General features: G+C 29.0%; 16 protein-coding genes. 6 read left to right on the top strand and 10 right to left on the bottom strand.

Going from position 1 to position 13,449, the window contains the following annotated elements; translation table 11 throughout:
• Positions 1-175: 175 nt before the first annotated feature.
• Complete coding sequence (locus tag Q0762_RS06285) at positions 176-1,291, top strand: hypothetical protein (RefSeq protein WP_298764921.1); 1,116 nt, start codon at positions 176-178, stop codon at positions 1,289-1,291.
• Positions 1,292-1,856: 565 nt separating this feature from the next.
• Here Q0762_RS06285 and Q0762_RS06280 read toward each other — a convergent pair.
• From Q0762_RS06280 to gcvT, 4 genes are all read right to left on the bottom strand, one after another.
• The gene (locus Q0762_RS06280; RefSeq protein ID WP_298764920.1) at positions 1,857-2,654 is read right to left on the bottom strand and encodes a hypothetical protein; all 798 of its coding nucleotides are present in this window, start codon (positions 2,652-2,654) and stop codon (positions 1,857-1,859) included.
• A gap of 73 nt (positions 2,655-2,727) precedes the next feature.
• Positions 2,728-3,726, bottom strand: a complete 999-nt coding sequence (locus tag Q0762_RS06275) for a metal-dependent hydrolase (RefSeq protein WP_298764919.1) — start codon at positions 3,724-3,726, stop codon at positions 2,728-2,730.
• Between the two features lie 18 nt (positions 3,727-3,744).
• Positions 3,745-4,869 (bottom strand): SDR family oxidoreductase, encoded by a 1,125-nt coding sequence (locus tag Q0762_RS06270; protein ID WP_298764916.1) that lies wholly within the window; start codon positions 4,867-4,869, stop codon positions 3,745-3,747.
• A gap of 112 nt (positions 4,870-4,981) precedes the next feature.
• Entirely contained in the window at positions 4,982-6,067 is a 1,086-nt protein-coding gene (gene gcvT / locus Q0762_RS06265; protein ID WP_298764913.1) for a glycine cleavage system aminomethyltransferase GcvT, read from the bottom strand.
• Between the two features lie 133 nt (positions 6,068-6,200).
• Between gcvT and Q0762_RS06260 the strand changes: the two genes are divergently transcribed.
• Together Q0762_RS06260 and Q0762_RS06255 are read left to right on the top strand one after the other, a co-directional pair.
• Positions 6,201-7,829, top strand: coding sequence for an aminopeptidase P N-terminal domain-containing protein (locus Q0762_RS06260; protein ID WP_298764909.1), 1,629 nt, complete (start codon positions 6,201-6,203; stop codon positions 7,827-7,829).
• 2 nt (positions 7,830-7,831) lie between these two features.
• On the top strand, positions 7,832-8,053 hold the full coding sequence (locus tag Q0762_RS06255) for a VF530 family protein (protein WP_298764907.1): 222 nt from the start codon (positions 7,832-7,834) through the stop codon (positions 8,051-8,053).
• A gap of 52 nt (positions 8,054-8,105) precedes the next feature.
• On the opposite strand, the gene Q0762_RS06250 is transcribed toward Q0762_RS06255, so the two are convergent.
• Positions 8,106-8,555 carry a hypothetical protein gene (locus tag Q0762_RS06250; protein ID WP_298764905.1) on the bottom strand — a complete coding sequence of 150 codons (450 nt, stop codon included), beginning with the start codon at positions 8,553-8,555 and terminating at the stop codon, positions 8,106-8,108.
• Positions 8,556-8,841: 286 nt separating this feature from the next.
• Between Q0762_RS06250 and Q0762_RS06245 the strand changes: the two genes are divergently transcribed.
• From Q0762_RS06245 to Q0762_RS06235, 3 genes are read left to right on the top strand one after another with little or no spacing between them, the layout of a single operon-like run.
• Positions 8,842-9,657, top strand: coding sequence for a GLPGLI family protein (locus Q0762_RS06245; protein ID WP_298764903.1), 816 nt, complete (start codon positions 8,842-8,844; stop codon positions 9,655-9,657).
• A 36-nt stretch (positions 9,658-9,693) separates the two neighbouring features.
• Positions 9,694-9,882, top strand: coding sequence for a hypothetical protein (locus Q0762_RS06240; protein WP_298764901.1), 189 nt, complete (start codon positions 9,694-9,696; stop codon positions 9,880-9,882).
• Positions 9,883-9,886: 4 nt separating this feature from the next.
• Positions 9,887-10,249: a CoA-binding protein gene (locus Q0762_RS06235; protein ID WP_298764899.1), complete on the top strand. Its 363-nt coding sequence runs from the start codon at positions 9,887-9,889 to the stop codon at positions 10,247-10,249.
• On the opposite strand, the gene Q0762_RS06230 is transcribed toward Q0762_RS06235, so the two are convergent.
• From Q0762_RS06230 to pyrR, 5 genes are read right to left on the bottom strand one after another with little or no spacing between them, the layout of a single operon-like run.
• Positions 10,246-11,163: a ribonuclease Z gene (locus Q0762_RS06230; RefSeq protein WP_298764898.1), complete on the bottom strand. Its 918-nt coding sequence runs from the start codon at positions 11,161-11,163 to the stop codon at positions 10,246-10,248. The two genes, Q0762_RS06235 and Q0762_RS06230, sit on opposite strands and share 4 nt — an antisense overlap.
• Positions 11,160-11,489 (bottom strand): T9SS type A sorting domain-containing protein, encoded by a 330-nt coding sequence (locus Q0762_RS06225; RefSeq protein WP_298764897.1) that lies wholly within the window; start codon positions 11,487-11,489, stop codon positions 11,160-11,162. Before Q0762_RS06225 ends, Q0762_RS06230 begins: the two co-directional genes overlap by 4 nt.
• Positions 11,490-11,500: 11 nt before the next feature.
• Positions 11,501-11,833 (bottom strand): hypothetical protein, encoded by a 333-nt coding sequence (locus Q0762_RS06220; RefSeq protein WP_298764895.1) that lies wholly within the window; start codon positions 11,831-11,833, stop codon positions 11,501-11,503.
• A gap of 1 nt (position 11,834) precedes the next feature.
• A complete protein-coding gene (locus Q0762_RS06215) occupies positions 11,835-12,764 on the bottom strand; it encodes an aspartate carbamoyltransferase catalytic subunit (protein WP_298764893.1) in 930 nt (309 codons plus the stop codon).
• A gap of 1 nt (position 12,765) precedes the next feature.
• Entirely contained in the window at positions 12,766-13,305 is a 540-nt protein-coding gene (pyrR, locus tag Q0762_RS06210) for a bifunctional pyr operon transcriptional regulator/uracil phosphoribosyltransferase PyrR (protein ID WP_298764891.1), read from the bottom strand.
• Positions 13,306-13,449: the final 144 nt, after the last annotated feature.

Here is a 13,449-nt window from a genome sequence, read left to right as displayed (position 1 = left end):
CAAGTTAAATTACTTGCGTATTAATTACATTTTATTGAATAGCGTATTTACACGCTAAAAAACACCAAGGTTTCATAAGATATTTGTCATGTAATCAAACAGCAAATATTATTTGCAATGGCGGAATCTGAAAAGCCAAAAAATAAATAGAGTAAGAGTTTAAATATTTTAAGAAATGGTAACAGAAGGTACTAACAAATTACTACACGACTTAAGTACAACAGAAAATCATACAGCACAATTAGAGAGTGATGTAAAAAAGGTAGATCAAGATTTAAAAACAATAGATCAAGATTTATTAATTTCAAAAAAAATAAACACTTCTTTAAGTGATTTAAATACTGCTTTAGGAGAAGCAGATCAATTGCTAGAAGTGGTTTCTATTATTCCAGAAATTGGTGAAGAAGCTGCAGAACTTAGAAATGTAATTTCTACTTTTAAAGGTCCAATTTCAGAAGCGTTAACAGCATCTAATAAATTAGAAAATGTTGTTGGCCCTGTAAGAAATAAAATAGAACAAATAACGCCAAAAGTAAAACAGGTAGATACTGCGCTTTTAAATACCATGAATGAAGAAAACAAATTGATAGCAGCTTTAGGTGGTGCAACTCATTGTATAAATTCTTTACCAAACGGAACTGTAAAAGACGGTTTAGTTGGGCAGCTAGACAAAGTATCTGCAACAATAGATCCTGTAGTTTTAGGTTTTGATAAGCTGCAAACCACCTTATTAAATGCTATAAATGATGCAGAAAACCAATTAAAAAGTATGTTAAGTTTGGCAAGTAGCTTAACAGCTATTAGTGCACATATAGATGCTGTTTTTACAGTTTTAAATCCTGTAATTAGCGCGTTAAAAGCGGTACAAAATGTACTTTCACACACCATTAGAGTTCCTTATGGAGGTTACCCTAAAATGTGCAAAAAATGGGGCGTACCTTACCCTTGTGGTTGGCATACCGTTTATTTTTCTTTTTCTGTAGAACAAATTTTAAAAGGCGGTTTAAGCGTTATTGGTCCTGTTATGGATTTATTAAACAAAGCAATGAACGCTGTTTTAAATCCGGTTTTAAAAGCATTGCATTTAAATATTAATTTGCCAAGTATTCCTGGTTTAGATAAACTGAATCAGTTAGCAAATGAATTGGACGCGCCTTTTAATAGTATAGAAAATGCTATAAATAGTTTAACAGCAGATTTAAATCAATTTGAAACCATTATTACTCAAATAGAAAATTTTGAGAAAGAAATAGCAGAAATTAATAAAAATTGTACAGTGAGTATTAGTTAATTAGTAAGCTTTTTTAAGTTCTAAATAACCGTTACAGATTATAAAGGATTACAATTAAAACTGAACAATACTAGCATTGTTCAGTTTTTTTGATTTATATGTTTTCATTTGTATTTCAACTTATTTGTTTATTTGATCATGAATTAGCATATAATTAGACAAATGAGGTTTTTCTTGATTGTAATTTTCGTTTGATTTTTCAATAAGTTGTTTTTTGAGTTTTAATTTTACAGTACAACTTTTGGTATGAAATTCTTCTTTTAAAATTACATAAACGCTCTCTAAAACTACAATATCATTAAGATTTTATTTTTCTGTCATACTAAACTTAAATACATGTTCACTAAGCAATTCTTGATAATTATTAAAGCAATACTGCAATCAACTATCAGAATGTTGAATTAAAGGTTGTTCATATTGATTTTTACCTTTTATTACATTAATAATTTTAAGGTAACACTATTTTAGAATTAGACAAACTTCAAAAAAAAAAAGAGACTGTTTTTATCAGTCTCTTTTTTTGAATTCAGAATTTTCTTAATGGATTTTTTATAAAATGAATGCACTATTTTTTTACAAATCCATTAGGTATATTTTGTACTTTATTTTTAAAGCCTTTTATAAATTGAATGTCAGATATTTTAGCAAAGCCAATTTTTTGTGTAATTCCATCATTATTATTCCAACCCCAAAAAGACCAATTGTTAGCAATAGGAATTCCTTTTGTTAGCTCATAATTTTCATATTTTATTGCATGAGGATCTTTTTCTGCTTCTTCTTGCGTTTTGCCAGCAGTAACAATATAAGCTGCTTGCTCTAATACATTTGTATTTTTGTTTGCGTAAATTACATACCAATCTTTTGGTGCATCGCCAATATTTTCTTCAAAGCTTAGTTTTGCAGTATTAAATATATTTTTGGTTTCGTTTGATTTGTAATCAAAATTCCATTTTGTACCAACATCATTTAATTTATAAGGCAATAAGAAAAAGTATGACCAAGTGTATGCATGAAACCTAACAGATGCATCTTCTTTTAATTCTGGTGAGGCAAAAACATTTTCCTTATTTACATAAATTTTGCTACCATCTTTCTTTTCTATAATTGCATATTCAGAGTTTGTGGCTGCAGAAATTGTAGCATTTAAAATTTCATTACCTCCAAAATTAATTACAACATTAAACTTAATAGCTTCTTGAGATAAAAAAGCTTCTTTGTTGTGTGCTATTTCAATTTTTTCTGAGAGATTAGTAGCTATGTTTTCTTTTTTTGTTGATGTTTCCGTATTTTCTTTGACAGTTTCTTTTTTACAACTTAAAAGTATTGCAGCTCCTAAAAATAAGGTAATAATAGATTTTTTCATAATTTAGTTTAATAGGTTAATAGATTTTTTTTAGTAATCGAAACTTTATGAAGTTCCTTACAAAAAAAGGTTTTTAATTCCCTTTTATTCGTTTATAAAGTTCAAAAATTAATTTTTTGCCATCTCTTTTTGCTTTTTTTTGTTCGATAAAAAAGGGAGTTCCTTTGGCATCAATTTTAATTTTATACTTAAAAACAAAATTTTCTGCATTTGGTGCTAAACTTAAAGTTCCAAATCTTAAATCATTAAAATAAAGTTGATTTTCTATTTTGTTAATGGTGTACCAACCTTTGGTAATGGCAATCATTCTTTTAATTTTTTGGTGATTTGCAAGTTCACCTAATAAATGATGATTTTTATAATATTTAGAAAAATAAGTCGGTTTTGTATCAAAAAAAGAAGCGTTTCCTATTAAAAAAGCATCTTTAGTTTTCACATTTGCTGTCCATAACATAGTGTTTAAAGGGCTAGGTTTGGTTGCTAACTCTTGGTAGGTAATATTTTGAATTTTTAATTCTTTTTTAAAATTAGTAAAAGCAATACTTTTTAAAATTAATGTAATAATTAAATAACTGTTACTAATTATTAAACCCAAATTATTGTAGAAACATCTTTTTTGAGTTCCTCTTTTTTGACGCATTGTTAGAATTAGAAAAACTAAAAAAGGAATAGTGTATAAAGGGTCTATTACAAAAATATTTTTAAATGCTAATCTTACATCTAAAGGCCAAAACAATTGTGTGCCCCAGGTGGTTTGGGCATCTAAAATTGGGTGCGTTATAAAAGCCCAAAAGAAAAGCCAACTCCAGTTTTTTATGTTTTTATAAGACTCATATATACTTACTAAAAAAGCAAAAATTGGTGCAAACAGCACAGAAAATAAAATGGAATGTGTAAAACCTCTGTGAATTTCTAAAGCAGTAACAGTATCTGTAAAATAAGAAGCTGCAACATCTAAATCTGGAATTGTACCTGCAACAGCACCATACAAAAGCGCTTTATTGCCTATTTTTTTGCCTAAAACAGCTTCACCAACAGCAGCACCTAAAACAATTTGCGTTAAAGAATCCAAAGGTTTTAGTTTTAATATTTAGCTAGATTGATAACTTTTCTTGAAGTTTTTTTCTACTGAAAAATTAATTAAGTTCATAAAATTATCATGAACACCTAAGGTAACATCGAGTTGTAATTGCTGAATTATTTTTACAATTTTTTCTGAATTGAATTGCAAATCGGGTATAGATATATAGTTTTCAAAAATTGCACCAATTGTTTTATAGTACAATTGCTCAAAACCATTTAAATTTTCTGGTTTTTGAGTTACATATTCGTAAGAAGTCATTTTAAAAGATTCTAAAACTTTACCTACATAATTTTTATGCAATATCTGTTTAGGATTTACAATATTTAATTCTTTTATAGATGGATTTAAAAAGGCATGTATAATTGTTTTTGAAACAAAATCTACAGGAACAATATTTAGCCCACTTTTTTTATCAATCCAAATTCTAAAATTGTCTAAAGTTGTATTGGCATATTTATTTAAAAATATTGGCCACGCATAAAAAACATCAAATTTTGGTGTTTCAAAAAAAGGTTTGTCAATTAAACGTCCACAAATAATACTCGGTCTTAAAATTTGTGAATCTATATTTTTAGCCGCACAAATTTCCTTTACAAAACGCTCACTTTCATATTTAGATTTTTCATACGGATTTCTAAATTTTTCTGCCTTGTAATTGGCAATAGCATCATTTACTTTGTTTTTTTGAATACCAAAAGAGTAAGCCGTACTAATGTAAATAAAGCGTTTTACAAAATCTGGTAATTGATTTAAAAGTTGTTGAGTTACTAAAAAATTTTGATTGTGTACCGTGTTTTTTGAATCTGCTGTATTGGCTAAATTAGTAGAACCTGCACAATGTATAACTGTATCAAAATTAAGATTAACTAGGTTTTTTTTAGAAATCGTAGCCAAATCTGAGCTTACTACAGTTACTTTCTCTAAACATTGTTCTAAACTAAAGTTATTTAAAAATTGTGGTCTAGAATTGTCTTGTAAAATATCTATTAAACGTTGTTTTGCAGATTTTTCATTTGCCCTTATAACTACATATAAATGGTTTACCGTTTTTTCTACAAGTGCTTTTTGTATCCAATCAAAAATAACATGACTACCTACAATTCCTGTTCCGCCGGTTAAAAGACAATTCATAATTCTGCAATATTTGCTTTAATGTGGTAAAAATACTTCTTTAAAAATAAAAAAACCTGTTATCTAAAATTTTGTACGCGTAAGGTTTTGTTAATTTTAAGAGATAAGCAAGTTACCCTTTATAAAAAGGCAATTTTACTACTGTTGCTGGTATTGCTTTTTTACGCACTTGTATGTAAATTTTAGAACCAGATTTTGCAAATAAAGCAGGTACATAGCCCATACCAATTCCTTTTTGTAGACAAGGGCTCATAGTGCCAGAGGTTACATTTCCTATAAGGTTTCCATTTTCGTCTACAATATCATAGCCATGTCTTGGAATGCCTCTTTCATCTAACTCAAAACCAACCAAACGTTTTTTTGGTTTCATTTCTTTTTGTTTTGCTAGCGCATCTGCATTTACAAAATCTTTGGTAAATTTTGTAATCCAACCTAAACCGGCTTCTATTGGAGATGTAGTTTCATTAATATCATTGCCATATAGACAATAACCCATTTCTGTTCTTAAGGTATCTCTTGCAGCCAAACCAATAGGTTTAATACCAAAAGCTGCACCAGCTTCAAGTACTTTGTTCCAAACTTGTGCTACCTCATTGTTTTTGCAATAAATTTCGAAACCACCAGAACCTGTATAGCCTGTTGCAGAGATAATTACGTTTTCGATTCCTGCAAAATCACCCACTTTAAATTTATAAAAAGGTATTGCCGCCAAATCTAAAGACGACAAAGATTGCATTGCTTCAATTGCTTTTGGTCCTTGAATGGCTAGTAAAGAATATCCTTCAGATAAATCTTTTAAATCTGCATTAAAATCTTTATTGTAATTAGAAATCCAATTCCAATCTTTTTCAATATTAGAAGCATTTACAACCAATAAATAGGTGTTTTCTTTAATTCTATAACAAATTAAATCATCTACAATACCATTTTCTGTATTAGGAAAACAACTGTATTGTGCATCACCAATAGCTAGTTTGGAAGCATCATTAGAGGTTACTTTTTGTATTAAAGCCAAAGCATTTTCTCCACTAACTAAAAATTCGCCCATGTGGCTTACATCAAACACACCAACATTTTCTCTTACTGTTAAATGTTCTGCAGTAACACCTTCATATTGTACAGGCATGTTATAACCTGCAAAAGGAACCATTTTTGCGCCTAAGGCAACATGTATATCATTTAAAGCTATATTTTTCATTGCTATAGAATTCTTAAGTTTTCAGCTAAATTATTGAAAAAAGTATAAAAAAGTAGCATTATTTTTTCTTAAATTTTTTCATTCACAATTTAATTTCCGCTATTTTTGATTTTCAATATTAAAAATACTTAAAATGAAGGTTAATCAATTGCTTTTTGTCTTTTTTATACTGATGGGTTTTAAGGCTTATAGCCAAATTCCTGCAGATTATTTGCCAAAAGATTTTCACGAAAGTAGAAGAGAGGCATTACGCGCAAAAATGCCAACAAATTCTGTAGCAGTTATTTTTGCAAACCCTTTAAGAAATAGAGCAAATGATGTAGATTTTGTGTTTCATCAAGATCCAAATTTTTATTATTTAACAGGTTATAGAGAACCCAATGGTGTTTTGGTTTTGTTTTCTGATATGCAGCAAACAGAAGATGGTAAAACATACAATGAAATGTTATTTGTTCAAAAAAAGGATAAAAGAGCAGAACAATGGGATGGAAAACGTTTGGGAATTGAAGGTGCAAAAAGCGAATTGGGTTTTAATAGGGTTATGAATGGTGAAGATTTTAAATCGGCAAATATCAATTTTAAAGCGTTTGATAGAGTTTTTATTGAAAAATTTAATGATGATTATAGAAACTCTGCCAGAAACAAAGGGGAAATTTATGATTTGGTAAAAGCTTTTAAAGAGCAGGCAAATTACAATCCAAAGAATTTTTTATCGCCCTTAAAAAAACAGATTTATGAATTGGTAAAATCTACACCAATAGAAAACAGTGCCAATGTTGCACAAATAATTGGTAGAGCTTTGGCTTATGATCCGTCATTAAAGTCAGATACAGATTTAATGAATTTTAAAGATGCTACTGAAATTGCTGTAAAAAAAGATTTAAAAGAAAAAATAACCTTAAAATTAGATGCCAAAACCAATATTGATGTTTCTTTTTTATCTAACAATCTTGCAACTTTAAGAGAAGTAAAAACAGCAGCAGAACTAAAGTTATTAACCAAAGCTATACGCATTTCTGCAGTTGGCCAAATAGAGGTTATGAAAGCCATGAAACCACACATGTCTGAAACAGAATTGCAGGGAATTCATGAATTTGTATACAAAAAATATGGTGCAGAATACGAAGGTTATCCTAGTATTGTAGGCGCAGGAAACAATGGTTGTATTTTACATTATATAGAAAATAACAAAACAAAAGTAGGTAACGATTTGGTTTTAATGGATTTGGGTGCAGAATATAGAGGTTACACTGCAGATGTTACTAGAACTATACCTGCAAACGGTAAATTTACCAAAGAACAAAAAGCAATTTACAACATTGTTTTAGAGGCACAAAATGCTGGTATTGCAGCTTACAAAATAGGAGAAAGTATGGCAAAACCAAATCAAATTGCAAGAGCAATAGTAAATAAAGGATTGTTTGATTTAGGAATTATTAAATCTAAAGATGAAAAACATCCTTATTTTCCTCATGGTACATCTCATCACATTGGTTTAGACGTTCATGATCCTGGTAATTATGGTAATTTTGAAGAACATATGGTAGTTACCATGGAACCTGGAATTTACATACCAGAAGGTAGTAATTGCGATAAAAAATGGTGGGGAATTGGAATTCGAATAGAAGATGATATTTTAGTTACTAAAAATGGTCCCGTAAACCTTTCTGAAGGAGCACCAAGAACTGTGAAGGCTATTGAAAAAATGATGGCAAAAAAGTCTGTTTTAGATGATTTTGTTTTACCCAATTTAGATGAATAATAATGAGTAAAGAACAACCGAATAATCCTTTACATGGCATTAAATTAGCCACAATATTAGAACAATTATATTTAGAATATGGTTGGGAAGAGTTAGGCTACTCTTTAGGAATTAAAGCTTTTTTAAACAACCCAACGTATAAATCTTCTTTAAAATTTTTAAGAAAAACGCCTTGGGCTAGAGAAAAAGTAGAACAATTTTATCTTAAAAACATGATTGATTAATAGGTTCTTTACTATTTTTTTTGAATTTAGAACTTAATATAAATTCGCTCTATTATTTGATTACGCGTATTTTAGGATCAGAATTGTTTTCAAAAATAATGGTTTGTGCTTCTCCATTGTAAATGGCTTTATCTAAATTATAAAATTGAAATCCACAAATTTGTTCTCTTATACTTAAGTTAAGTACAAGTGTATCAGTTTCTGTTTCAGAAAGTACAATTTCGTAGGTGTTAGCTCCTTGTTCTAACAATTGTATGGCAATGCTATTTTCAAAAATGTCTAATTTTGTTGCTTGAAATTCTGCAGAATTCAAACGTATTTTAATGGTTTCTTTATCAAAAGTTCCGTTTTCTAATAAATTAATTCCATTTTCGTCTACTAGTACTACTAAAAGATGCTGTATAACAGGATCAAAAAGACGACAATCAATTTCATCTTGATTGTTATTTGTACAACTATTAAATAAAAATAGAGTTAACATAAGTAAGATTGTTTTTCTCATAATTTTGATTTTTTTATGGCTAAAAATCTAGGTATTTTTTTGCACAAAAATGCATTTACAAATTTCTGTAATCAATTTTAAAACTTGGTTTTATGTTGATGTCTAAAGTAAGTGATTAATTACAGAATTAAAGTTGTGAAAGGGTAATTTATCATATAATCATACGCTTCATTTCTAAAAGTCCTTTTGGCTGTTGCTGCTAAATATTGTATCAATTTTAACACAATAGCAGGTTTTGTTTGCTATTTTTGATTAATCTTTAAACAATTACGCAAACTTTTATCTTATGAGAATTTCCATTTCAAAAATTATAATTCTAATATTTGTAGGTGTTTTTTCAATATCGTTTCAAGCACAAAATTTTAGTGGCAAAGCAGTGTATATGTCTAAATCTAAAATGGAATTAGGAAATTGGGGCGCTCGCATGAGTGAAGCTCAAAAAAAACAAATTGCTGAACGTTTAAAAAATAGGTTAGAAAAAACCTATGTTTTAAATTTTAATAAACAGGAAGCTTCTTTTGTGGAAGATGTTAAAATTGACGCTATTTCTGGAGCTACAGACTCTTGGGGAAGTTATTTTTCTAGAGGAAATCAGTATAAAAATATTTCTGAAAACAAAATAGTACAAGCCCAAGAGTTTTATGGAAAATGGTTTTTAATAAAAGATAAGTTATATAAAATAGATTGGACTATTGGTACTGAAACGAAACAAATAGGAAATTACACCTGCTTTAAAGCAAAAGCCTTTGTGCCTTACAAAGAGTTGAATTGGTATAATTTTTCTTGGGGAGATTTAAGAAAACCTAAGGAAGAGAAAGGGCAGGAGCAAGAAGAAAAAATGGTAATTGTAGAGGCTTGGTATACACCACAAATACCTTTAGCACATGGGCCAGCAGAATTTTGGGGTTTACCAGGTTTTATCTTAGAAGTTAGTGCTCAGAATACTACATTATTGTGCACAGAAATTGTGATTAACAAAAATGAAGTGGTAGCAATTAAACCACCTAAAAAAGGTTTAGAAATTACAAAAGCCAAATATGCTGAAACTATAAAAGCTAAAATGTTAGATATGAGAAATAATAGAGGAAGAAGAAGAGGTTAATCTTTTTTTATTGATATTTGTGGTTTATAAATTGATATGACTAAGAAATACAAATTACTTTTATTGCTCGCTAATCTTTTGTTGTTAGTATTTATATTAAATGCCTTTGTGGGTTTTATTATTTTTCCTAATTCTTGGATAAATGGTACATTAATATTTGTTTTTTCTATGGCCAATATTGCTATTGCATTAAGAGCTTCTTTTAACGAAGTAAATAAGAAATAATTTTATGGAAAAGAAAACGCTAGTAATTGGTGCTTCTTTAAAAGCGGAAAGATATTCTAACAAAGCAATTAAAAAGCTTAGAGAAAATAACATACCTGTAGTTGCAATTGGCTTAAAAAAAGGGAGTGTTTTAGATGTAAATATAGATACAACAGAAGTAGCTTATAAAAATATAGATACAGTAACATTGTACCTAAACCCCAAAAGGCAAAAAGCGTATTACAATTTTATTGTAAATTTAAAACCTAAGCGTGTAATTTTTAACCCAGGAACAGAAAATTTAGATTTTGTAAACATTTTGCAAGCACATGATATTAAAGCAGAGGTGGCTTGTACTTTGGTATTATTGGCTACAAAGCAATATTAATTATGTATTTTAAAGTTTTTACCAGGTTCAGCTAAAAAAACATTTTCAAATATGGTTTTAGCTTCAGTTTTAAATACAGAAATGTCTTTGTATCTGCCAGAATAATGGCCAATAATCAATTCTTTTACATTTGCATCTTTAGCAATTTGAGCTGCTTGTGCAGCTGTAGCGTGTTTTGTTTTTTTTGCTAAATCTTCTTTATCTGCTAAAAAAGTAGCTTCATGGTAAAGTAAATCTACATTTTGTATAATTGGGATAATGTCTGGTTTGTACGCAGTATCACTACAAAAAGCAAAACTTAGAGATTTTGGTGGGTCTGTGGTTAATTTGTTGTTGTCAATAACTTCACCAGAACTTAAAATTACATCTTTACCCGCTTTAATATTTAAATAATCTGCTTTGTCTATTTCTGGATATCCAGAAATGTTTAACATATTTAATTTTCTAGGTTTTTCTTTTTCTGTAAATAAATATCCGTTTGTATACACCCTGTGGTTTAGCGGAATTGTACGCACAGTAACTTTATCATCTTCAAAAATAACTTCACTTTTTTTGGAAGACAATTCATGAAAAATCATTTTAAATTTTGCGTGGGATTCAGATATTTTTAAAATTTGAAGGGTAGCTTCTTTAATACCTTTTGGCCCAAAAATATGCATGTCTTTTTCTCTACTTAAAATACCATAAGTAGATAGCAATCCCATTAAACCATAAAAATGATCGCCATGTAAGTGAGAAATAAAAATATGATTAATTTTAGCAAAACCAACTTTATATTTACGCATTTGGCGTTGTGTGCCTTCGCCACAATCTATTAAAAAGTGTCTGTTATTAATTTCTAAATACTGTGATGTAGGAAATGCCTTTACACGCGGTGTTGCAGAATGACAACCTAGTATGGTTAGGTTTATCATTGAATTACAAAACGTTTAGAGGTAATATTTTTTTTGTCTCTGATACTGTAAATGTACATACCATTTGATAAGTTATTTTTGTAAAAAGGAATCGTATTTTTACCTTGAATAACTTTTATGTTTTTTTTAAATACTGTTTTACCTAAAACATTTTTCACAGTAAAAAAAACACTAGTTTTTTGAGTTGCAGTAAATGTTATTTTAGTGTTATTTGTAAAAGGATTTGGGCTAGCAGTTAGCTCTTTTACTGTTTTTTCTGCAATATTTTGAGAAAAACCAATAAAAGAAACACTTAATAAAGCAATAAAAAGTATTTTTTTAATCATTTTTTAATTATCTAAAACCCTAATTCTCTTTCAATATTTTCCATTTCGTAGAGGTCTTCTGCCTCTTGTAATGTTGGTACTATACTAATTTCTTCTGAAACTTCATCTACATCAACAGCACTATAAATTATAATAAAAGAGGTTTTTAAGGCTCTTTTTTCTTCTACAACATCCAAAAATAACAAAAAATCTTTAGTCGTTATATTAATATTATCAGAAATTTGGACAATAGTGTGTGTATTTATCCATGTTGTTTTTTCTTTTAATAAAGCATTGTAAAATTCTTCAAACGTATTTTCTTCCGAAGAAATAAAAATATAATTTTCTTTATTTTGAATTTGCATTTTATCTTTTTATTTGTTGTGCCAATAAATATATAACGGCCATTCTTACAGCAACTCCATTTTCTACTTGATTCAATATAATTGCATCATTAGAATCTGCCACATCACTAGTAATTTCTACACCTCTGTTTATTGGTCCTGGATGCATTATTACAATTTTCTTGCCAAGATTGTCTAAAATTTCTTTATTTATTCCAAAAAGTTGCGTGTACTCTCTTGTAGACGGAAAATATTTAATATCCATTCTTTCATGTTGCACTCTTAAAACATTGGCAACATCGCACCATTCTAATGCTTTTTTAAGATTGGTTTCTACAGTAACACCTAAGCTAGAAATGTACTTTGGTATTAAAGTAGTTGGCCCACAAACTTTAACTTCTGCTCCTTGTAATTGTAAGGCAAAAATGTTAGAAAGTGCTACTCTAGAGTGTAAAATATCGCCAACAATAAGTATTTTTTTTCCTTTTACAGTTCCTAACTTTTCTCTAATTGAGTAAGAGTCTAATAAGGCTTGTGTTGGGTGTTCATGCGTGCCATCGCCCGCGTTTATAATTTTTGCATCTACATGTTTAGATAAAAAAACACCTGCACCAACATTACCATGACGCATTACTACAATATCTACTTTCATTGCCAATATATTATTGACAGTGTCTATTAACGTTTCTCCTTTTTTAACGGAAGATTGTCCTGCAGAAAAGTTTATAACATCTGCAGAAAGTCTTTTTTCTGCCAACTCAAAACTTAGTTTTGTTCTTGTACTGTTTTCAAAAAATAAGTTTGCAATGGTAGTATCTCTTAAAGAAGGTACTTTTTTAATAGGTCTATTAATTACTTCTTTAAAATGATCTGCAGTTTTAAAAATTACATCAATATCATTTGGTTTTAGATATTTAATACCCAATAAATGTTCTACGCTTAATTCTGACATATTATAGTGATTCTATGTAAACTGCATCTTTTTTATGTGTCTCTGCCCAAGTAACCAGTACTTTTTCTTTATTAATAGCATCTACTTGTCTGCCTCTATAATTAGGTTGTATGGGTAAATGCCTGCTAAAACGTCTGTCTATGAGCACTAATAATTCAATTTGTTCTGGCCTACCATAAGATTGCAAAGCCGTTAAAGCGGCTCTAATACTTCTTCCAGAGAACAAAACATCATCTATAATTACAACTTTTTTACCTTCAATTAAAAAATCCATTTCATTGGTTTTTGCAGCTAAAGGTTTGTCTTTTCTACCAAAATCATCTCTATAGAAAGTAATGTCTAAAAGTCCTAATTTTAAATCTTTTATAGCGTATTCTGTATTTAGTAATTGGGCTAATCTATTGGCTAAAAAAGTACCTCTTGGTTGTAAACCAATTAAAACGGTGTTTGAGAAATCATCATGATTTTCAATTAACTGACACGCTAATCGATGTAATATAATTTCAATATCTTTTGAGTTTAATAAGTTTTTTCTGCTCATAAGAAATCCATCAGTTTAAGAAGATGGTTATTGAAAATCAAAATTAATGTAAATATATCTATGCGCAAAATTATTAGCCTTAAATAAAATGGCTTGTTTGTTAATTAAATTGTTGAAAACAAAAAGTGTTTTTTCAAGTAAAAT

It is taken from the genome of uncultured Polaribacter sp. (assembly GCF_947495205.1).
In the GTDB taxonomy this organism is placed as follows: Bacteria; Bacteroidota; Bacteroidia; order Flavobacteriales; family Flavobacteriaceae; genus Polaribacter.
This window is presented reverse-complemented; position numbering and strand designations above follow the sequence as displayed.